The following is a 20797-nucleotide window of genomic DNA, read 5'->3' as shown; positions in this document are numbered from 1 at the left end:
CGCGATGGGGAGCCTCCTGCTCCCCGTCGTCCGCCATCCGGTGCGGGTGCTCGGGGTGGTGCTGGTCGCCGTCTCGGTGCTCGCGCCGATCGGGCTCATCCTCTACCAGAGCGTTCTGAGCGGGCCGTTCTTCACCCCGGCCTCGAAGCTCAGCCTGTCGGCCTATGCCTATGTGCTGGGCGACCCCGAATTCTACTACGCGCTGCGCACCTCCCTCACCATTGCCATCGGCATGAGCGCGATCGCGCTGCCGCTCGGCGCCGCGCTCGCCTTCCTGATGACGCGCACCGACCTGCCCGGGCGGGCCTGGATCGAGCCGCTGCTGCTCTCCCCGGTGTTCCTGTCGCCGATCGTGCTGGCCTTCGGCTACGTGGTCTCGGTCGGCCCGGTCGGCTTCGTCTCGGTCTGGTTCCGGCAGCTGTTCGGCGTGGTGCCGTGGACCCTCTATTCGATCGAGAGCCTGATCCTGATTTCCGGGCTCACCCACGTCCCGCACGTCTATCTCTACACCTCCTCGGCGCTGCGCAGCCTCAACCCGGAGGTGGAGGAGGCCGCCCGCACCATGGGCGCCGGGGTGTGGCGGGTCGCGCTCACGGTGAGCCTGCCGCTGGTGGTGCCGGCGCTGGTGTTCAGCGGCGTGCTGGTGTTCCTGCTCGGCGTCGAGATGTTCGGCCTCGCGCTGATCCTCGGCGACCAGAGCGGCATCACCGTGCTGACCACCTATCTCTACAAGCTCACCAACCTGCTGGGCACGCCGAGCTACCACCTGATGGCGGTGATCGCGATCATCATCGTCGCCTTCACGCTGCCGCTGGTGTTCCTGCAGCGCTACCTGCTGCGCCATGGCGCGCTCTACGCCACCGTGCGCGGCAAGGGCATGTCGGGGCGGCCGCTGCCGCTCGGGCGCTGGCGCTGGGTCGCCGCCGGCCTCGTCGGGCTGTGGCTGTTCGCCACCGTGCTGCTGCCGCTGAGCGGCATCGTGCTGCGCTCCTTCGTGTCGACCTGGGGCGAGGGCATCAGCCTCAGTGAGGTGCTCACCCTGGCCAATTACCGGGAGCTGGCCGATTACCCGAACGTGGTGCGCGGCATCGTCAACACCGTGCTGCTGGCCTCGATCGGCGGCGCCGCGGCGGTGGCGGTCTATGCCGGCGTGGCGCTGATCGGCCATCGCTGGCCGAGCCGGCTCACCGGCGTGCTGGACTATCTGGTGATGGCGCCGCGCGCGCTGCCCGGCATCATCGCCGGTCTCGCCTTCCTCTGGCTGTTCCTGTTCGTGCCGTTCCTCACCCCGTTCCGCGCCACGCTGGTCAGCCTGTGGGTGGCCTATACGGTGGTGTGGCTGGCCTATGGCATGCGCCTCATCTCCTCGGCGCTCTACCAGGTTGGGCCGGAGCTGGAGGAGGCCGCCCGCGTCGCCGGCGCCGGGCAGGCGCGGGTCTACCGCGACGTGACGCTGCCGCTGGTGAAATACGGCCTGCTCGGCAGCTGGCTGCTGATCTTCATGACCTTCTGCCGCGAATACTCGACCGGCGTCTATTTGCTCGGCCCCAACACCGAGGTGATCGGCTCGCTGATCATCTCGCTGTTCGGCAGCGGCGGGCTGGATCTCATCTCGGCGCTGTCGGTCATCAATGTCCTGCTCATCAGCGTCGGCCTGCTCGTCGCGCTGCGTCTGGGAGTGCGCCTGCATGCATGAGCTCACCGTCGAGGCCATCGCCAAGGCGATCGGCGGCGTCGAGATCCTCAAGGGCGTGTCGCTGGCGCTCAAGGCCGGCGAGGTGGTGGCGCTGCTCGGCCAGTCCGGCAGCGGCAAGACCACCATACTGCGCTCGGTCGCGGGACTGGAGACGCCGGATTCGGGCCGTATCCTGCTCGGCGACACGGTCGTGTTCGACGGCGCCCGGCAGATCGCCCTGCCGCCGGAGAAGCGCGGCCTCGGCCTCGTGTTCCAGTCCTACGCGCTGTGGCCGAACAAGACCGTCGACGCGAATGTCGGCTACGGCCTGAAGCTGCGCAAGGCGGGCGAGGCGGAGACCAGGGCCAAGGTCGGCGAGGTGCTGGAACGGCTCGGCCTCTCCGCGCTCGGCGCGCGCTACCCGCACCAGCTCTCCGGCGGCCAGCAGCAGCGCGTCGCGCTCGCCCGCGCGCTGGTCTACCGCCCCTCGGTGCTGCTGCTCGACGAGCCGCTTTCCAACCTCGACGCCAAGCTGCGCGAGGAGGCCCGCGCCTGGATCCGCGAGCTGATCCTGCAGACCCGCATCAGCGCGCTCTACGTCACCCACGACCAGGTCGAGGCGATGGCGGTGGCCGACCGCATCATGCTGCTGCGCGGCGGCGAGGTGGAGCAGGAGGGCCGCCCGCAGGATGTCTACGAGCAGCCCAATTCGGCGCTGGTGGCCGATTTCATGGGCAGCAACAACCACCTCGCCGGCCGCCTCGTCGCGCGCGAGGCCGACACCGGCGTCATCGAGGTCGCCGGCCAGCGGCTGGAGGGCCGGGTGATGGCGGACCGCCGTCCCGGCGAGGCGGTGAAGGCCGTCATACGCATCGAGCGTGTCGCGCTCGGCACCGAGCCGGCGGCGAACACCCTGCCGCTCACCGTCGAGACGGCGCTCTATCTCGGCGAGCGCTGGGAATATGTGCTGGCCGGCGAGGGGGTCCGCGTCCGGGCCTGGGCCGCCGCCACACCCGCGCAGGAGCGCTATTGGGTGGGTTTCCCGAAAGACCGGCTCTGGCTGTTCTGAGCCGCCGCGGCCGAGGCGCGCCCCTCTCCGCTCCCACCTGCCCGCTCGCTCTCCCCTCGCCGGCGCCGGGGGCGGCGCGCCCGATTGACAGGCCGGCGGCACGGCGGCACCCTCGCCGCATTCACCAGGGGGGTCCCGGCAAGGGGCTGAGATACTGCTGGGTGCGGCCTTCGGGCCGTTGCGGCGCAGTGACCCGTTGAACCTGATCCAGTTCATACTGGCGTAGGGACGGTGCGGGTGCGTCGCGCGAGCGCGGCCGGATTCCCCATGGCGCGGGGAATCCTCCCAACATCTTCCTGTCAGAGCTGGGTCTCCATGCGTTTCGCGAGGAGCCTCGACCCATGACGACCGATACCTCCACCCCTGCCGTGAGCACCGGCCCGCTGCCGGCCTCGACCAAGGTGTTCCGACCCGGCAAGCTCTACCCCGACATCCGCGTGCCGATGCGCGAGATCGCCGTGCATCCGAGCGCCGGCGAGCCGCCGGTGACCGTCTACGATGCCTCAGGCCCCTACACGGATCCGGCCGCCCGCATCGCCATCGACGCGGGCCTGCCCCGCCTGCGCGCCGCATGGATCGCGGCGCGAGGCGACGTCGCGGCCGGGCCGGGGCGCGCGGTGAAGCCGGAGGATAACGGCTTCGTCTCGGCCGAACGGGCGACCCCGCCCTTCCCGATACGCCACCGGCCGCTTCGGGCGACCGGCGGACGGGCGGTGACGCAGCTCGCCTATGCCCGCGCCGGCATCATCACGCCGGAGATGGAATTCGTCGCCATCCGCGAAAATCTCGGCCGCGAGACGCGGCGCGCCGGCGCCGGCCGCGACGGCGAGGACTTCGGCGCGGCGATACCCGATATCGTCACGCCGGACTTCGTGCGCGAGGAGGTGGCGCGCGGGCGGGCGATCATTCCCGCCAACATCAACCACCCGGAAGCCGAGCCGATGGCGATCGGGCGCAACTTTCTCGTCAAGATCAACGCCAATATCGGCAATTCCGCCGTCACCTCCTCCATGGCCGAGGAGGTGGAGAAGATGGTGTGGGCGATCCGCTGGGGCGCCGACACGGTGATGGACCTCTCGACCGGGCGCAACATCCACACCATCCGCGACTGGATCCTGCGCAATGCGCCGGTGCCGATCGGCACCGTGCCGCTCTATCAGGCGCTGGAGAAGGTGGGCGGCATCGCCGAGGAGCTCAGCTGGGAGGTGTTCCGCGACACGCTGGTCGAGCAGGCCGAGCAGGGCGTCGACTATTTCACCATCCATGCCGGCGTGCGGCTCGCCCATATCCCGCTCACCGTCGAGCGGGTGACCGGCATCGTCTCGCGCGGCGGCTCGATCATGGCGAAGTGGTGCCTCGCCCATCACCGCGAAAGCTTCCTCTACACGCATTTCGAGGAGATCTGCGACATTTGCCGCGCCTATGACGTCTCGTTCTCGCTGGGCGACGGGCTGCGGCCCGGCTCGATCGCCGATGCCAATGACGCCGCCCAGTTCGCCGAGCTGGAGACATTGGGCGAACTGACGAAGATCGCCTGGGCGAAAGACTGCCAGGTGATGATCGAAGGGCCCGGCCATGTGCCGATGCACAAGATCAAGGCCAATATGGACAAGCAGCTGGCCGTCTGCGGCGAGGCGCCGTTCTACACGCTGGGTCCGCTCACCACCGACATCGCGCCGGGCTACGACCACATCACCTCCGGCATCGGCGCGGCGATGATCGGCTGGTTCGGCACGGCGATGCTCTGCTACGTCACCCCGAAGGAGCATCTCGGCCTGCCCGACCGCGACGACGTCAAGACCGGCGTGATCACCTACCGGATCGCCGCCCACGCCGCCGATCTCGCCAAGGGCCACCCCGCCGCCCGGATCCGCGACGACGCGCTCTCGCGCGCGCGGTTCGAATTCCGCTGGGAGGACCAGTTCAACCTGTCGCTCGACCCGGAAACCGCGCGCGCCTTCCACGACGAGACGCTGCCGAAGGAGGCGCACAAGGTCGCGCATTTCTGCTCGATGTGCGGGCCGAAATTCTGCTCGATGCGCATCTCGCACGACATCCGCGCCGAGGCGCAGAAGGAGGGGATGGCGGCGATGGCGGCCAAGTTCCGCGAGCACAGCCAGCTCTATCTGACGCCGGCGCCCGGGCCGGACGCCTGACGGCCGATCGTTTCGGGGCATCCCGGAACGGCGCGACGGGGTCGCGGGCCGGCACATGGCCCGCGGCCCCATCCCGGCGCTCAGCCGTCCTCGTCGCCCTCGTCGAGCCCGTCGCGATCGGCCTCGTCATCCCCCTCTCCGACCGGGAGCCCCGGCGGGATATCGCCCGCCAGCAGCCGGTCCGTGCCGAGCAGGCCGGCATCCTCCAGCGCCTCGAGGTCCGGCAGGTCGCGCAGCGTGTCGAGCCCGTAATGGGTGAGGAACGCCTTCGTCGTCACATAGGTGTGCGGGGCGCCCGGCTGCGGCGCGCGCGGGCCGGCGGCGATGAAGCCGAGCCGGCGCAGATGGCCGACGGTGTCGCGGCTGACCTCCCGGCCGAAGAACCGCCCCAGTTCGCCCCGGGTGATCGGCTGCAGGCAGGCGATGCCCATCAGGACCAGCGCATCGGCGTTCGACAGCGGCCGCGGATCCCGCCCGCCCTGCCCGGTCGCGACCCGGATCGCCTCGGCGAAGCCCTTGCGGGTGCGGTGCTGCCAGCCGCCGGCGACCGCCACCAGCTCATAGGGCCGGCCCTTCAGCTCGGCGCGGATGTCGTCGATCAGCAGGTCGAGATTGCAGGCAGGGCCGACCACCCGCGCCAGCACCTCGCGGGAAACAGGTTCGGCCGCGGCGAAGATCACCGCCTCCACCCGGCCCATCCATTCGCGCCAGCGCAGCGCGGGCGGCAGGGCGGCGAGATCGGCATCGAAGCTCAACGGGGGGGTCGGGCGCCGGGCCATGTCTCACAGCCCGTAGAGCCGGAACGCTGAGCGGCCGGTGAGTTCGCGCACCGCGCCGAGCGTCTCCAGCCGCTCGAACAGGCGCCGCGCGCCCCAGCGCGAGAGCGTTGCCGTCGTCCGCGTGCCCGGCACCGCGTCGTCGTCGAGCAGAAGGGCGATCGCGTCCCCGGCCCCCTTGGCGCGCAGCTTCGGCGCGACCTGCTGCAGCCGGGCGGCGCGGGGGGCGATCTCGGCGGCGCAGCGCAGGGCGCCCGCCGCGGCACGGGCGAGGGCGACGCAGATGGCGGCGTCGAAAGCCGCCTCGCCGGGCCGGACCCGCCCTCCCCCGCCCGGGCGCCGGAAGGCCGCGCCGTGCAGCTCGGCCATCAGCAGCGGCACCGGCAGCGGCCAGCGCAGGGCGCGGGCGAGGACGTGATCGGCCAGCCACCAGCCGAGCAGCCCCGCGCCGGGATCCGCCGCCTCGACCAGGCGCACCACGGCGGCCGCCGCCAGCGGGGCCGGCCGGCGCACGGCGAGCTCACGCGCGACACCGTCCGGCAGGTCCGCCAGCGGCGCGCTCCAGGCGATACCGAGCCGGTCGCAGACGGACGCCAGGGCGTCGCCATCGATGGCCGAGGCGCGGGCGCCGAGCCGCCGCCAGGCCGCGAGCAGGCGCCCGGCGGGGCCGGGATCGGCATCGGGCGGCCGCAGGAACCAGGCATCGCGCAATCCCGCCTCGCCTTCCGGCCGACCGGCCGCGCGCGCCGCACCGACGGCGCAGGCGAGCGCCAGCCGCGCCCGCCACGCACCGGCCCAACCGGGCTCGCTGCGCACGAGAGTGTCGAGGGAATTCAAGGCGGCGCCGGCGAGGAAGGCGGCTTCCAGCGGATCCGCCACCGGGCCGCGCGGCAGCGCCCAGCCGGGAATGGCGGGGATGGCCGGGGCCTGCGTGGGGGCGGGAATCAGCGCGGCATCCATGGCCCAGCCTAGCGCGCCTGTGCGCTTCTGACCATGATAGGGGCTCGAAACCGCCCGCTATGTATGGCGCTCATAACATCCGATAATGTTGCATTATCGGTCGTTTTATTCCGTATATAGAGAATGGTCGAAAACACGGCGCAAACCGACGCAGATCGCCCTCCGGAGCGCGCCGCGGCGCCTAACGAGATAGGCGCACCCGTCGTTGGTTCCGGCGCCGCGCCGTCGGCCGAGGGTACCGCCCCCTCCGCTCTCCCTCAGAACGAAAGTGCCCCACTTCCGGGAGAGCCCCCTGCCCTGCCCGCGCATCTCGAGCGCCTCGCCGGCCGGGCGCGCGATTATGTCGAGGCCTCGAGCTCCGCCAACACGCGGCGCGCCTATGCGAGCGATTGGCAGCACTTCGCGTCCTGGTGCCGGCGGCAGGGGCTCGAGCTGCTGCCGCCCTCCCCTCAGCTGGTCGGGCTCTACATCACCGCCTGCGCCTCCGGCGCCGCGATCCCCGGCGGCAGGGCGAACACCGTCGCCACCATCGAGCGGCGGCTCTCCGCCATCGGCTGGAACTACGCCCAGCGCGGCGCCCCGCTCGCGCGCCAGGACCGGCACATCGCCACCGTGCTCGCCGGCATCCGCAACACCCATGCCGCCCCGCCCCGGCAGAAGGAGGCCATCCTGCCCGAGGATCTCCGCGCCATGCTGGAGGTGCTGGAGCGCGGCACGCTGCGCGGCCTGCGCGACCGCGCCATGCTGCTGCTCGGCTTCGCCGGGGGCCTGCGTCGGTCGGAAATCGTCGGGCTCGATGTCGGCCGCGAGCAGACCGAGGACGGGCGCGGCTGGGTGGAAATCCTCGACAAGGGCCTGCTGGTGACGCTGCGCGGCAAGACCGGCTGGCGCGAGGTGGAAATCGGGCGCGGCTCGTCGCCGGCCACCTGCCCGGTCCACGCGCTCGCCACCTGGCTGACGCTGGCGCGGATCGGCCATGGCCCGCTGTTCCGGCGCGTCACCGGCCGCGGCAAGGATGTCGGCGCGGACCGCCTCAACGACCGCGAGGTCGCCCGCCTGGTCAAGCGCACCGCGCTCGCCGCCGGGGTGCGCCGCGATCTCCGCGAAGGCGAACGGGCGTCGCGCTTCTCGGGCCATTCGCTGCGCGCCGGCCTCGCCTCCTCCGCGGAAGTCGACGAGCGCCATGTGCAGAAACAGCTCGGCCACGCCTCCGCCGAGATGACCCGCCGCTACCAGCGCCGGCGCGACCGGTTCCGGGTCAACCTCACCAAGGCCGCGGGGCTCTGATGGCCGAACCCTTTGCATGCTCCGGAGAAGGGCCGCTCACCGCCGGGATAAGTGTCAACGCCAGGACAATTGATCTTTCGGCAGCCGACCGCTCGGGTCGAACACGGTCACCTTGTGCGGCAGCTCCGGACCCCATCTCCAGAGCACCAGGTTGGTGTCGTCCGCTTCAGCGCCGGGCGCGAAGCTCGGCACGCGCAGGCCCGCCATGCCCCGCGCCTTGAGCCGATCATAGACCGACCACGAGGCCGGACGATCGCCGTCGGCAAGGGCCGAGGCCCATGCACACGCCATGTCGTCGAACGCGATCGCGTGCGCTCCCCTCCCCTCCTCGGTCGTCAGATCGGCAATGTCCGCGCAGTCGACGTCGTAGGTGCACAGCACGCAGGGATCGATCCGATGCGCAAATCCCTGATTGGCCTCCTTGACCGCCGTCAGGATGCTCAAACCGAGATAGAGCGCCGGGATGCCCTTCGGATTGAAGCGGGCGCCCCGGATCGCCGCGCCATCCCCGGACAACGGCCGGAACGCCCATCGCGGATCATGCGCCCGGTAGCCGGTCCCGACGAACCTCACGCAAATCCGCCGACGGCCATGTGGTCGAGATAGTCGCGAACGGCTGCGGCCTTGCCATCCTTGACCAGCGCCTCGGCAGTCCGCCCCCCGAACGCCGGCAGCGGTTGAGCCCGATACCAGGCCATGGCCTGCTCCTTGCCCCCGGCCCAATCCGCGACACGGCTGATGATTTCGAGCATCTCGCGGAGCCGCCCCTGCGCCTTCTGCGCGCGGCTGCGCTCCGTGCGATAGAGCGTCTCCCGGGCGAGGCCGGCCGTTTCGGCAAGCTGGGTCTTGGACATGCCGAAACCGTCCGCGAGCTCGTTCACCGCGATCCGGCCGGTTCGGTCCATATAGGTCAGGACCAAGGATTGCGCCTCGATCGGAGCTTTCGCCGCCTGGACCATCATCGCCTCCCCGCCATAGCTGTATCCCTATTTTCATGACATCATATATGGCAAACCCGACCGACTTCAACGCGCCGCCGTGACCCGGTGCGGACAGCCGCCGGCCGAAACCGCCTTGTTTCCGGAAATTCAGCCGCTTGCCCCCACGGGGTCGCCACCTATATAGCTAGACAGTCTAGCCAGGAGACCGCCGAGATGGAATGGCCGCTGCAGGACGCCAAGAACCAGTTCTCCAAGGTGGTGCAGAAAGCCCGCGCCGAGGGGCCGCAGATCGTCACCCTGCGCGGCGAGCGCACCGCCGTGGTGCTATCCGTGGCCGATTATGACGCGCTGCGGGCCGGCCGGCCGAGCCTGGTCGATGATCTGCTCGCCGGCCCCGCCTGGGGCGCCGATTTCGCCGCCGCCGTCGACCAGCGCGACAGCGCCCCGAGCCGGGACGTCGCGCTCTGATGTACCTGGTCGACACCAACATCGTCTCGGAAGCCCGGCGCGGCTCGCCGCAGGCGACCGCCTGGCTGCGCGGCGTGGATCCGCTGGGCGTCTATCTCAGCACCCTCACCCTCGGCGAGATCATGCGCGGCATCGCGCTGAAGCAGAAGAGCGATCCGAAGACGGCCGGGCATCTCGCCGAGTGGCTGCGCAAGATCCGCCACGATCATGCCGACCGCATCCTGCCGGTGACCGACCCGATTTCGGTCGAGTGGGGACGGATCGCCGCCATCCGGCCGCGCGGGGACATCGACGGACTGATCGCGGCAACCGCCATCGTCCACGACCTCATCCTGGTCACCCGCAATGTCGCGGATTTCGACGACACCGGCGCGTCGGTGATCAATCCGTGGGAGGCGAGCCCCTGACATCCGGCCCTCCGACGGCGCATCCCGGATGACCGATGACAACGCGCCGGCGCAGCTGGCGGGACAGAGACGGACGTCACCGGGATCCCCTGCCCCTCGGAGGTCACGGTCGTGCGCAGCGGGCCGCCTCGCGTCATGACGCCGACGCTAAGACGTATTGCACGGCTCTGCCGCGTCCACGGTATCGCCGCCGCTAGGCCCGCCTCTTCTCCCCCTTCCGCTTGCCGAGCAGCGCCATCAGCATCGGGCCGACCGAGAAGGCGCCCGCTTCGGCCTTGCGCGTGAGATCGCGCATATAGCCGCCGGCGCTGCTGATCGCCGGGCCGCGCTGGAGAATCGCCGCCACGACCAGCGCGGCCGGCACCTCGCCCATCGCCGCCTGCGCCGCCTCCCAGGCACTCGGGCTGATGCCGAGCATCGGCCGCACGATCGACACCGTCGCCATGAAGTCCCGCCAGCTGGCGATGCCACCTCTCGCGTAATCGACGAGATCGGGACAGGCGTCGAGCACCATGCCCAGCGGATAGGCTGGTTCCGGCCGGCGCGGCGCCGGCGATACGGGCTCTGTCCCCGCCCCCCGGCTTTCTCGAAAGCGAGGTTCAGATTCAACAGGAGAGTCTGGGTTTGAATTCTGTTTGTGGCGCTCGCTTTGGGATTCACTGGCGCTCGAATTAGACGTTTCAGCGTGTCTTTCCAGCAGGCTGAGGATCTCGTCGGCCAGCAGCGACATCTCCTCCGCCACCGGCTCCAGCTCCGCGCGAGACGCGTTGCGCGGAAGGCGCTCGACCATCGAGCGGAACAGCGCATGGAGTTCCATCCACGCATCCGCGGTTCCGCGCGCGCGCCCGGGCACGGGAACGCCCTCGTCGATCCCCGTCGCGATCATCTTGGCGATGTCGCGCCGGCACAGCGAGATGCGCTCGCGCACCAGGCGCAGCGCCCGCTCCTCGGATCGCACCTCTTCCGCCCAGGCCTCGAACTGCTCCGCCCGCACCACCAGCGGCGACAGGTCGAAGCCGAAGGCGAGCGCGATCTCCCCGTCCCGGCCCTTGCGGGCATAACGCTTGCCGTTGGGGCTGTCGCGCCGCACGATCAGCCCGGCCTCGACCAGCATGGCGAGATGACGGCGCAGGGTCGCCGGCGCCATGCCGTGCGCCCGCAGCGCCAGCTGCTGGTTCGAGGGAAAGACGATCAGCCCCTCGCCCGTGAGCGCCGTTTCCGGGTGGAAGGACAACAGGGCGTCCAGCACCGCCAGCGCCCGCTCGGAGACGCCGATGCGCGCCTTTGCGGTGCAGATCGCCCGGAACACGGTCCATTTGTGCACCGCCTTGTCGCGCGGGCGCGCCTTCGCGCCGGCCTGGCTCGCCACATGGGCAAGCGACAGCGGCCGCCGCCCGAAAGGCGTCGTGGGGGTATGCGTCTGCATTTTCCTTCACCTTGATCTGGGCAAGGAAAAACGCGCGCCGAAACGGCGTTGAGGCCTCGGGAGAGGCTTGACGGTGATTCCGGGAAGTGCGATTCTCAAACTCGCCAAAGATCGAGAAGGGCTTCCGGAATTCGTTTCGGGGGCCTTTTTCTTTGCGGCTGCGGCCTGGGTTCCTGCCGGCTAGCGCTCAGTCATCCGCGCTCCTTTCCCTCGTGTAGAGATCATAGAGATCGGGCAGCTTCTGCTGCACGAAGTCGGCGAATCCGTCGGCACCGTTGCGATCGATGACGAGGCGAAGCTCTTTCTTGGTGCGCACCGACCGCGCGAGATCGACCCCGTCGCGGCTGCGGATCACGACTTCCCCGCCCCCGCCGCCCGGCGCCGCCGCCGGCGCCCGCAGGGCCAGCACCAGATCGAACCTCTCGTCGCTCGCCCGCTCCCGAACATCCGGCCCGGCCAGCAGCGCGCGCGCGCGGGCCACGCTCGCCTCGTTCGCCAACAGCGCGGCGAGCGCCTGCCAGCGGCCGCGGCCGATCTTCGGCGCCCGCCCGATCGCGGCGACGATGTCCGCCGGGATCGACCGGGCGACCGCCGCCAGCTTCGAGGCTTCCGCCCGGTCGATGGACAGCGCCGACTGCACCACCGCGCGCGGAAAGCCGGCCTCTTCCAGCCGGAACGCGAACAGCGCCCGCTCGATGAAGCTGAGATCCTCGCGCGCCGAATTCTCGATGCCCTGCGCGACGACGAGGTCCTCGTCGGTCAGCTCGCGCACATACGCTTTCACGCGCCGCCCGAGATCGCGGATCGCCCGCACGCGGCGATGGCCATAGGCGCTCTGGTAGCGGCCGGGCGCGGTGGGGTGCGGGCGCACGAGGATCGGGATTTCCTGTCCGCGCTCGGCGATGGATCGCTTCAGCGCGTCGAAGCTTTCCGCGTCCTGCTCGGGAAACCGGTCGGCGAAAGGCGAGGGATCGACCAGCGCCGGCTCGAGCTCGACCCCGACGGCGCCGCTGGCCAGCCGCTCGCGCAGCGCCTGGTAGTCGCGCTCGACATCGGTGAAGGTTTCCTTCAGCGAGCGGACGGCGCCGGCGGTGGAGCGGGGGAGGGCGGGCTTGTTGTCCGCGGACAACGCCTCCTCGCTTCGCCCGGCGAACATCGACCGTATCGACTGGGTGCGCTTGCTCATCTCGCCTCGCTTGCCGTCCCGACGGAACGCCGCACGCCCATTCTACCGCAGCACGCGTTGTCTGCGGACAACGGACCCGCGGGAAATCCTCTGCGAGGGCGGATGCGGCTCATGGACCCCGCCCCCACACCCGCGCGATCTGCCCGATCACCTCGCGGTTGACCGCGTTGACGGATTCCATCGCCCGGTCATAGACCGAGCGCCCGACCGCGCCGCGCGACAGCTCGTAGAGCGACTGCTTGGTGAGACCGGCATTGGCGATCGCCGTCGACTTCCACGCCGTCGCGGCCAGCACGTCGCCGCCGAAGATGTCGCGCAGCAGCCCGACGATCTCCTGTTCCGGCACGTCGCGCGGGTCGTGGCGGGTAATCAGGAATTTCAGGAAATCGAATTCCAGCGCGCCGCCCGCCTCCTCGATGACCGTCAGCAGGTCGGAGGTCATCAGCAGGAACTGGCTCATCGAGGCGACGTCCACCATCTGCGGGTGGACGGTGACGATCATCCCCGTGGCGGCGTTCAGGGCGCCCATGGTGAGGAAGCCGAGCTGGGGCGGGCAGTCGATCACGACCACGTCGAATTCCGCCTCCACCTGCTGGATAGCCGCCGCGATCCGCCGGAAGAACAGGTCTTCCCCCGCCCCCCGGTGGTTCAGCATGTAGCGCGGCGTCTGGTGCTCGAACTCCATCAGCTCAAGATTGCCGGGCACGATGCTGATGCCGGAGAAATAGGTGGGCCGCACGACCTGCGTCATCGCCACCCGGCGCGCGTCATAGCGGATCGCGCCATAGAGCGTGGCGTTCTCCGGGATGTCGAATTCGGGCTGGTAGCCGAACATGGAGGAGAGCGAGGCCTGCGGGTCGAGATCGATGGCCAGCACCCGGAAACCCTGCAGCGCGAGACCCTCGGCGAGATAGAGCGACGTCGTCGTTTTCGCCGAACCGCCCTTGAAGTTGGCGACGGCGAGGACCTGCAGCTTGTCGCCCGCGCGCCGGCGCGGCCAGAACTTGAGCGCCTCCTTCGGCCGGCTCGCCGCCAGATATTCGCGCAGTTCGTTGATCTGGCCGAGCGTGTAGGAGCGCCGGCCGCTCGGGCCGATATCGGGGGCGGGCCCGAGCCCGTCGAGCGACAATTGCCGCAGATAGCCGTCCGAGACGCCCACGATCTCCGCCACCTCGCCGGAGGTGAACGAGCGCAGCGCCTTCTCCGCCGACGGGGGAAAGGCGAGTTCGCCCACCGCGCGCAGGCGGGCCGACAGCGCCTCCGCGCGCTGGGTAATCCACGCGGCGGTCGACCCGTTCTGGAACCCGGTTCTCGCAGGCGACGTCATGTGTTTCATTCTCAGACGGTTTCAGAGCGTCAGACGCTCCCTTTCCGTCTCAAGATAGCGCACGATTCTGACGCTTCGGCAAGGAGATATGGGTTAATGAAAGGTTAACCCGGCCGCTCCCGAGCGCGGTGCCGAGGCCCGGTCCGCCCGCGTTTCCCGTGCGGTTCCGGGAACTTCCGAGCCGCCGCGGCAAAAACCCCGCCACTCATTGGCCGGCTAATGACACGGGCGCGCCGATTCGTTTCCCGGCGCGAAGCGCCATCGACGCCACATTCGACGAATCGACGCACACGCCCGGCCGCCACCGAACCACGGGGCGCCTGCGATCGCCAGCGCCGGCCGGGAGGGGAGCGACGCGCACCCGCGCACGGCGGCCCGCCTCACATCTGTGTCAGACCGCGGAACCATGCGCCGGCTCGGTCGTCAACGTCGGGAGTTCCAACCAGAATGGCCGATCTCATGACGCATGATCCTGTCGCCTACCCCCGATCCCGGACGATAGACCTGGTGCGCGCCACGTTTCTTGCCTTCCCGGTGGCGTGCTTTTCTTTGACGGTACTGACCGACCTCGCCTATGTGCAGACGCTCAACCTGCTGTGGCTCCATTTTTCCGAATGGTTGCTGTTCGCCGGGCTGATCTTCGGCACGCTGGCGGCGCTCGTCGTCCTCGTCGATGCCGCCACGCGCCGCGTCCGTACCCCCTGGCCGGGGGTGCTCGCGGGCCTCGTCGTGCTGCTGCTCGCGACCCTCAACAGCTTCATCCACACCGCCGATGGCTGGACCGCCGTCATGCCCTACGGCCTCGCCGTCTCGGTGCTGACGGTGCTCGCCATGATCGTCACCGCGTGGCTGGCCCGGCCGGGACTGCGCCATGTGCCGGGAGTGCGCCATGTCTAGAGTTTCGTCCCTTCCCCTCGTCGCCCTCGCCGGCGGCTGCCTCGTCCTCGCCGGATGCAGCGACGACAATTTCGATATCGCGCAGCAATACGGGCCAACGCCGGTGCTGCCGGCGCCCACCAACAGCCTGGTGCCGGATCTCAAGGTCGCCGAGGTGGTGGGCTGGCAGGACGGGCAGACGCCCAGCGTGCCGGACGGGCTGACCGTCACCGCCTATGCGCGCGACCTCGCCAACCCCCGCACCGTCCACACGCTGCCCAATGGCGATGTTCTGGTGGTGCAGTCCAAGGCCCCGCCCGGCAAGCCGCTCAACCGCCCCAAGGACATCATCCGCGGCTTCATCATGTCGATGGCCGCGGGCGATGCCGGCGGGAAGGAGACCAACCTGATCACGCTGCTGCGCGACACCGATCGCGACGGCGTGGTCGATGAGCGCGTCGACCTGCTGACCGGGCTCACCTCGCCCTTCGGCGTCGCCTGGCACGCCGATACGCTCTATGTCGCGGCGGCCGACGCCATCCTCGCCTATCCCTACCGGCTGGGAGAGACGGCGATCGAGGCGGAACCGCGGGTGCTGACGCCGCTGCCGGGCGGGCCGATCAACCACCACTGGACCAAGGATCTCGCGCTGAGCCCCGACGGCCGGTTCCTCTACGCCTCGGTCGGGTCCAACTCGAACGCCGGCGAGCGCGGGCTGGAGGCCGAGAAGGGCCGTGCCGCGATCTGGCAGGTCGACCGGGAGACCGGCGCCGCCCGGGTCTTCGCCTCCGGGCTGCGCAACCCCAACGGGCTGAACATCCATCCCGAGACCGGCGCGCTCTGGACGGTGGTGAACGAGCGCGACGAGCTCGGCCCGAACCTCGTGCCGGACTATCTCACCTCGGTGCGCGAGGGCGGTTTCTATGGCTGGCCATGGAGCTATTTCGGCCAGAACGTCGACGCGCGCGTGGTGCCGCCGCGTCCCGACCTGGTGGAGAAGGCGATTTCGCCCGATTACGCGCTGACCAGCCACGTCGCCGCGCTGGGCCTCGCCTTCACGCAGGGTTCGGCGATGCCGGAGGAATACCGCAACGGCGCCTTCGTCGGCAATCGCGGCAGCTGGAACCGCAAGGCCTTCAACGGCTACAAGGTGATCTACATCCCGTTCGAGGGCGGGCGCCCGGCCGGCTCGCCACGGGATGTGGTCACCGGCTTCCTCAACGGCGAGGAGGCGCGCGGCCGGCCGGTCGGCCTGGCCATCGACGGCACCGGCGCGCTGCTGATCGCCGACGATGCCGGCAACACGGTCTGGCGCGTCGCCGCCGCCGACGGCTCGGTGACGCCGCAGCCGATCCCGACCGACCGCGTGTCGGCCGAGGCCGGTGCCGCCGCCCCGGCACCGCCGGCCGCCGGTGCGCCGCAACCGGCGGGGGAGGGCACTGGTGCGCCGCCGCAGACCGACATCGCGCCCGCCATCGGCCCGGAGGACGGCGCCGGGGCGCGGTGAGCGCGGGCGCCGTGCGGCGGCAGTGTCGGCGCGCGCCTGCCGCAACCGCCGGGAGGGGAGGGGCATCGCCCTCTCCCCGTTCGCCCCTCAACTCACGAAGAGCGAGCGACTGCCGGGAAGCTCGGCGGTCTTGAACAGGCCGTTGACGATGCTCTCCCGCCACATGGCGCACAGGCCGTCCGGGCCGCGGAACTGCTGGGTCTCGTAATAGACCTTGGCCCGGCATCCGCCGCCGCAGATGTAGCGCACCATGCAGCTCGAGCAGCCGAGCGCCGAATCGGCATCCACCGTGCCGCCCCGCAGCTCGCTCCACACCGGCTGGGCGAGAAGGTCGGCGACGCCGCCGGCGCGCACATTTCCCGCGCTCATCTCGCGCGAGATCAGGATCTGGCAGGGAAAGATGTTGCCGCGCTCGTCCACCGACAGCGTCGTGGTCGAGGCGCCGCAATGCCCGCGCGGCGCGCGGCGCGAATGCTCGATGAAGCTCGGATCCTCGAAGAAGCCGACGGCGCCGGCGTCGCGGATGGTCTTCACATAATCGGTGTTGCCGAGGCGGGGGAAATCCTTGCTGCGGGCGCGCCCGGTGTTCAGCACCCCGCCGGTGCGCAGCCGCGGGCCGAACTCGGCGACGAGGTCGGCCATCTCGGCGCGGTTGTCCGCCGTGATGGTCGCCGAGGCGTAGTACTCCACCCCCGCCGCCTCGAGATGGCGCAGCCCCGCCCGCGCGCGCCCCCAGGCGCCGCGGCCGCGGTTCCTGTCATGGGTCGCTTCCGTGCCGTCGAGGCTGATCTGGACGGTGTCGAAGACCTGCCCCAGCCGCCGTGCGCTCGCCTCGTCGCGGATCAGCCCGCCATTGGTGATGAGCCCGGTGCCGAAGCCCTGCGCCCTGGCGAAGCGGGCGAGCTCCTCCAGATCCCGGCGGATCATCGGCTCGCCTCCCGTGAAGGTCATACGGCTGCCGGGGCGGGCGATGGCGGCGAATTCGGTGATGAGCGCCTTCCATTCGTCGGTATCGAGTTCGCCCGCGCCCTTCTCGGGGCCGCTGGAGGCATAGCAATAGGCGCATTCGAGGTCGCACCGGTTGGTGATCTTGAGGTAGATCGAGCCCAGCGTCTGGGCGCGCAGGGCGGCGCGGGCGGGCGCGGCCGCGCCGAGCGCGAGGATGCCGCGGTCGCGGGCGAAAGCCGCCAGCGCCGCGACACCGGCCTCGTCGACGGTGCTGCCCAGTGCCGCGAGTCCCCCCGCGACCTCGCGCACCGTGCGCTCACCGTCGAACCGGCTCAACGCATAGGCGGCGTTCGCGCTGACGACGATCCAGTCGGGCAGCGCGGTGTTGAAGAACAGGTGGCGCTCCTCGCGGGCGAAATACGCCACCGCAGGGTCCAGGCGCGGACGCTCGTCCAGCAGATCGATCATCGTGGTCCTTCCCGAAAGGTCGTGTCGAACGGGCGTCGGCGCGATGGATCCCCCGCGCCGGATCAGCAGACGCAGCCGGTGCCGGAGCCCGACTTGTTGTCGCTGCACGCGGCCGAGGCCTTGGGCATCTCGACGCTGACGCTGACGCTGTTCAGCGACAGGTCCTTGGTCGGATCGAACGAGACCTTGATCGAGGGTCCGAGCACCACCGTGCCGAGGACGGCGAGACCGACCGCCGCGTCGATGGCTTTGGATTTGTCCATGAGCTTGCTCCCAGTGAAGACGGCGCCGCGTACCGGGCGCGGCCGAGCCGGCATCCGTAACGTTACGGATGTGGAATCGGATGTTAGGAGCGGCCGGACGGGCCGCATGACCCAACTGGGCTATGACATGCGCCGCCGCGGCCCCGGCAGAACGCCCGGCACGGACAGGCTTGCGCTGGGGAAGGCGAAAGTTAAAGTCGTGACCTGAACGGGGGCGTTCGGTCACATGAGCTGGAGTGGGTCGGCGGACGACCTTACGGACCGTATCTACGAGGCCGCAGTCCTTCCGGATATGTGGCCGGGGGTTCTGGGCGACATCTGCGCGGTGGCGACCGCCCGCGAAGGCGTGCTGATCTCGCTGCGCGACGACACCGCCAAGTGGATCGCCTCGTCGCCGTTCATGGATGGCCTCACGCGCGAGTACTACACTTATGAGGGGGCGCAGGAGCGGCTGATGCGCCTGCTCGCGGTCCGCCGCGCCGGCTTCGTCACCGACGAGGACGTGTTCAGCCCGGCCGAGATCGCGGCGCTGCCGGTCTTCGCCGACTTCCTCATGCCGCGCGGCTATGGCCGCGGCGTCGCGACCGTGGTGAACATCCCGGACGGCTCGCAGATCGTGTTCCACGCGGAGGGCGACCATCGACGGGGACCCCTCCCGTCCGCGACCATCGCCAGCCTCGATGCGCTGCGCCCGCACCTGGCGCGCGCGGCGCTGCTGTCGACGCGCCTCGACTTCGAGCGGGCGCGCACGGCCGTCGAGACGCTCGCGGCGATCGGCATGCCCGCCTGCGCGGTGGCGCGGCGCGGCACGGTGATCGTCGCCAACCGCCTGTTCGATCAGTCCGCCGACTACTGGACGACGCGGGGCGGCGACGAGATCGCGCTGGCGGACCGGCGCTCGAACGAGGGGCTCAGGGAGGCGCTGGCCCGGCTCGAGACGATGGCCGCCGTATTGTCGCTGCCGATGGTGGTGACGCCGGAGGTGTCGCCCGCCGTGCTGCATGTCATCCCGGTGCGCCGCGCCGCGAGCGACCTGTTCAGCCGGGCCATGGCCATCCTCGTCCTCTCCGTCGCCGGGGCGCGCTCGCACGGCCCGGCCTCGCTGATCCAGTCGCTGTTCGATCTCACCCCGGCCGAAGCCAATGTCGCCACCCGCATCGCCGACGGCCGGACGGCGGAAGAGATCGCGCAGGCCGACCAGAAGAGCGTCGACACGGTGCGCAACCAGCTGAAGGCGGTGCTGCAGAAGACCGGCTGCCACCGGCAATCCGACCTCGTCCGGCTGCTCGGCCAGCTGGTGATCGGCTGACCGCCGTCCCCGGCCAGCAGAGGGCGCGCCGGCCGGGACGGCGATGCGCCGGGGTTTCGCCGAGCGGGCTCCGACTTCACCCGGATGAATCGATCCCGCGCGATCGATTCACAAGTGTTGTTGGACGCGGTGACCGGGCAGGGCGATGCTGGCGGCATGGCTCAACTGTATCACATCTATGTCGAGCGCCGGGATTGCGCGCGCAACATGGCCCGTTTCTACGCCATGTCGATCGAGACGACCTTGTTCGGCCACGCCTGCGTGACCCGGCGGTGGGGGCGGATCGGCGCGTGCGGGCAGAGCGTGCAGCATTCCTTCGACCGCGAGGACGAGGCGGTGCGGCTGTTCCTCGACCTGCTGGGCCGCAAGCGGCGGAAGGGCTACCGGCCCCCGGCAAGCGGCCCGGCGGGCATGCCGCGCCGCGCATAACGGGTCCGGAACGGCGCCCGGCCCCGCCGCAGCCACGCCCCCGTGCCATTCGGCAAGGATGTCCCCGAGCGGTCGGCAGCCTCCGCAAACCGTGACCGGACAGCCACTTGGCGCGGCGCCTCGGCCGCTGGCCTGTCGCCATCGCACGGCATGGCGGAAACCAAGGCTTTTACGTCCTCCCGCAGCGGTTCGACTGGTTTCAGATCACGTCATCTGCAACGGGAACCTATTCACATGCACATGATGGACTGGAACGCCTATCGCGATCAGGTACTCGCCGGCGTCGGCACGATCGGCACGCTCAGCCCCGATACGGTGCGCGGCTATGTTCAGCTCGGCGCCGCCGGCGGCAAGACCGATCATCTGGGCGCCAAGACGCGCGAACTGATCGCGCTGGCCTGCGCCGTGACGCTGCGCTGCGACGGCTGCATCACCGTCCATGGGGCGGCCGCGCTCAAGCTCGGCGCCACCCGCGAGGAGATCGCCGAAGCGCTCGGCGTCGCCGTCGCGCTCAATGCCGGCGCCGCCCTGGTCTATTCCACCCGCACGCTGGACGCGGTCGCCGCCGCCGGCGAGATCTGAGGTTGGTCATGGTTCCGCTTTATCGCCAGGCCCTGGCCATCCTCGCCGCGCCCTTGTCCTTCCGCCTCGGCATCGCCGGCATGAAGATCGCGATCGCCATCATCTTCCTGTGGATCGGCGCGCTCAAATTCGTGCCCTACGAGGCCGACAGCATCACGCCCTTCGTCGCCAACAGCCCGTTCATGTCGTTCTTCTACACCGAGCCGGCGGGCTACAAGGCGCATCTCACCCGTGAGGGCGAGCTCGATCCCGCCAAGCGCAGCTGGGAGACGGGGAACAACACCTATGGCTTCTCGCGCGGCCTGGGCACGGTCGAGCTGGCGATCGGGGGGCTGACACTGGCCGGGCTGTGGAGCCGCAAGCTCGGCCTCGTCGGCACCGCGCTGGCCTTCGCGACGCCCTTCGTCACCCTCTCCTTCCTCCTCACCACGCCGGAGGCCTGGGTGCCGGCCCTCGGCGATGGGGAGCACGGTTTTCCCTATCTCTCCGGCGCCGGGCGGCTGGTGCTGAAGGATGTCGCGCTGCTCGCCGGCGCCTGGCTGGTTCTCGTCGCCACCGCGCGCGAGCTGCTGGCCGATGGCGGCTGACCGCGAGGGGTCGGCGGGCCTCGCAGCCGCCCATCTCCGCCCGCGTGGGGGGCGTTCACCCGGCAGGGTTCAGCGCCCTCACCTGCCCCATGTGAGCACCATGGGGTCGAGCCGGCGGGCGAGTTCGAGGAGGCCGGCGCGGGTGGCGGG

21 protein-coding genes and 1 riboswitch are annotated in these 20797 nt (G+C 70.3%); of the genes, 12 read left to right on the top strand and 9 right to left on the bottom strand.

The genetic code is table 11. The annotated features are described in order from the left end of the window. Positions 1–4: 4 nt before the first annotated feature. From ACEUEL_RS21805 to thiC, 3 genes are all read left to right on the top strand, one after another. Positions 5–1696 carry an ABC transporter permease gene (locus tag ACEUEL_RS21805; RefSeq protein ID WP_405710302.1) on the top strand — a complete coding sequence of 564 codons (1692 nt, stop codon included), beginning with the start codon at positions 5–7 and terminating at the stop codon, positions 1694–1696. After that, positions 1689–2744 carry an ABC transporter ATP-binding protein gene (locus ACEUEL_RS21800; RefSeq protein ID WP_405710299.1) on the top strand — a complete coding sequence of 352 codons (1056 nt, stop codon included), beginning with the start codon at positions 1689–1691 and terminating at the stop codon, positions 2742–2744. Before ACEUEL_RS21805 ends, ACEUEL_RS21800 begins: the two co-directional genes overlap by 8 nt. 116 nt (positions 2745–2860) lie before the next feature. After that, a riboswitch (TPP riboswitch) is annotated at positions 2861–2991 on the top strand. A gap of 94 nt (positions 2992–3085) precedes the next feature. Continuing rightward, the gene (gene thiC / locus ACEUEL_RS21795) at positions 3086–4900 is read left to right on the top strand and encodes a phosphomethylpyrimidine synthase ThiC (protein ID WP_405710296.1); all 1815 of its coding nucleotides are present in this window, start codon (positions 3086–3088) and stop codon (positions 4898–4900) included. A gap of 80 nt (positions 4901–4980) precedes the next feature. Here the strand turns inward: thiC and scpB are convergent, their stop codons facing one another. Then, positions 4981–5679 (bottom strand): SMC-Scp complex subunit ScpB, encoded by a 699-nt coding sequence (gene scpB, locus ACEUEL_RS21790; protein WP_405710293.1) that lies wholly within the window; start codon positions 5677–5679, stop codon positions 4981–4983. Between the two features lie 3 nt (positions 5680–5682). After that, positions 5683–6636 carry a DUF1403 family protein gene (locus ACEUEL_RS21785; protein ID WP_405710291.1) on the bottom strand — a complete coding sequence of 318 codons (954 nt, stop codon included), beginning with the start codon at positions 6634–6636 and terminating at the stop codon, positions 5683–5685. Positions 6637–6759: 123 nt separating this feature from the next. Here ACEUEL_RS21785 and ACEUEL_RS21780 point away from each other — a divergent pair, with 123 nt between their 5' ends. After that, positions 6760–7923 carry a site-specific integrase gene (locus ACEUEL_RS21780; RefSeq protein WP_405710288.1) on the top strand — a complete coding sequence of 388 codons (1164 nt, stop codon included), beginning with the start codon at positions 6760–6762 and terminating at the stop codon, positions 7921–7923. Between the two features lie 54 nt (positions 7924–7977). Here the strand turns inward: ACEUEL_RS21780 and ACEUEL_RS21775 are convergent, their stop codons facing one another. Together ACEUEL_RS21775 and ACEUEL_RS21770 are read right to left on the bottom strand one after the other, a co-directional pair. Further along, positions 7978–8496, bottom strand: a complete 519-nt coding sequence (locus ACEUEL_RS21775) for an RES family NAD+ phosphorylase (protein WP_405710286.1) — start codon at positions 8494–8496, stop codon at positions 7978–7980. Beyond that, entirely contained in the window at positions 8493–8882 is a 390-nt protein-coding gene (locus ACEUEL_RS21770) for an antitoxin Xre/MbcA/ParS toxin-binding domain-containing protein (RefSeq protein WP_405710283.1), read from the bottom strand. Before ACEUEL_RS21770 ends, ACEUEL_RS21775 begins: the two co-directional genes overlap by 4 nt. Before the next feature lie 195 nt (positions 8883–9077). On the opposite strand from ACEUEL_RS21770, the gene ACEUEL_RS21765 reads away from it, so the two are divergent. Both ACEUEL_RS21765 and ACEUEL_RS21760 read left to right on the top strand, forming a co-directional pair. Next, the gene (locus ACEUEL_RS21765; RefSeq protein WP_405710280.1) at positions 9078–9332 is read left to right on the top strand and encodes a type II toxin-antitoxin system Phd/YefM family antitoxin; all 255 of its coding nucleotides are present in this window, start codon (positions 9078–9080) and stop codon (positions 9330–9332) included. Further along, positions 9332–9739, top strand: a complete 408-nt coding sequence (locus ACEUEL_RS21760) for a type II toxin-antitoxin system VapC family toxin (protein WP_405710277.1) — start codon at positions 9332–9334, stop codon at positions 9737–9739. Before ACEUEL_RS21765 ends, ACEUEL_RS21760 begins: the two co-directional genes overlap by 1 nt. Positions 9740–9932: 193 nt before the next feature. On the opposite strand, the gene repC is transcribed toward ACEUEL_RS21760, so the two are convergent. The 3 genes from repC to repA all read right to left on the bottom strand — a co-directional run bounded on the left by repC (position 9933) and on the right by repA (position 13678). Then, positions 9933–11165: a plasmid replication protein RepC gene (gene repC, locus ACEUEL_RS21755; RefSeq protein ID WP_405710274.1), complete on the bottom strand. Its 1233-nt coding sequence runs from the start codon at positions 11163–11165 to the stop codon at positions 9933–9935. A 187-nt stretch (positions 11166–11352) separates the two neighbouring features. Further along, entirely contained in the window at positions 11353–12351 is a 999-nt protein-coding gene (repB, locus tag ACEUEL_RS21750) for a plasmid partitioning protein RepB (RefSeq protein ID WP_405710271.1), read from the bottom strand. Positions 12352–12460: 109 nt separating this feature from the next. Next, positions 12461–13678 carry a plasmid partitioning protein RepA gene (gene repA, locus ACEUEL_RS21745; protein ID WP_405710269.1) on the bottom strand — a complete coding sequence of 406 codons (1218 nt, stop codon included), beginning with the start codon at positions 13676–13678 and terminating at the stop codon, positions 12461–12463. Positions 13679–14185: 507 nt separating this feature from the next. Between repA and ACEUEL_RS21740 the strand changes: the two genes are divergently transcribed. Continuing rightward, entirely contained in the window at positions 14186–14575 is a 390-nt protein-coding gene (locus ACEUEL_RS21740; RefSeq protein ID WP_405710266.1) for a DUF2231 domain-containing protein, read from the top strand. Then, positions 14568–16061 (top strand): PQQ-dependent sugar dehydrogenase, encoded by a 1494-nt coding sequence (locus ACEUEL_RS21735; protein WP_405710264.1) that lies wholly within the window; start codon positions 14568–14570, stop codon positions 16059–16061. The genes ACEUEL_RS21740 and ACEUEL_RS21735 overlap by 8 nt, the downstream gene beginning before the upstream one ends. An 87-nt stretch (positions 16062–16148) precedes the next feature. On the opposite strand, the gene ACEUEL_RS21730 is transcribed toward ACEUEL_RS21735, so the two are convergent. After that, positions 16149–17477: a radical SAM protein gene (locus ACEUEL_RS21730; protein WP_405710261.1), complete on the bottom strand. Its 1329-nt coding sequence runs from the start codon at positions 17475–17477 to the stop codon at positions 16149–16151. Between the two features lie 62 nt (positions 17478–17539). Further along, positions 17540–17740: a hypothetical protein gene (locus ACEUEL_RS21725; RefSeq protein ID WP_405710258.1), complete on the bottom strand. Its 201-nt coding sequence runs from the start codon at positions 17738–17740 to the stop codon at positions 17540–17542. 226 nt (positions 17741–17966) lie between these two features. On the opposite strand from ACEUEL_RS21725, the gene ACEUEL_RS21720 reads away from it, so the two are divergent. The 4 genes from ACEUEL_RS21720 (at position 17967) to rclC (ending at position 20647) form a co-directional block, all read left to right on the top strand. Continuing rightward, positions 17967–19049: a helix-turn-helix transcriptional regulator gene (locus tag ACEUEL_RS21720; protein ID WP_405710255.1), complete on the top strand. Its 1083-nt coding sequence runs from the start codon at positions 17967–17969 to the stop codon at positions 19047–19049. Between the two features lie 156 nt (positions 19050–19205). Beyond that, on the top strand, positions 19206–19478 hold the full coding sequence (locus ACEUEL_RS21715) for a WGR domain-containing protein (protein WP_405710253.1): 273 nt from the start codon (positions 19206–19208) through the stop codon (positions 19476–19478). A gap of 234 nt (positions 19479–19712) precedes the next feature. Next, a complete protein-coding gene (locus tag ACEUEL_RS21710; RefSeq protein ID WP_405710250.1) occupies positions 19713–20060 on the top strand; it encodes a carboxymuconolactone decarboxylase family protein in 348 nt (115 codons plus the stop codon). A gap of 8 nt (positions 20061–20068) precedes the next feature. After that, positions 20069–20647 (top strand): reactive chlorine resistance membrane protein RclC, encoded by a 579-nt coding sequence (gene rclC / locus ACEUEL_RS21705; protein ID WP_405710247.1) that lies wholly within the window; start codon positions 20069–20071, stop codon positions 20645–20647. Positions 20648–20797 lie beyond the last annotated feature (150 nt).

The organism is Ancylobacter terrae, assembly GCF_045108345.1.
Classification (GTDB): Bacteria; Pseudomonadota; Alphaproteobacteria; order Rhizobiales; family Xanthobacteraceae; genus Ancylobacter.
This window is presented reverse-complemented; position numbering and strand designations above follow the sequence as displayed.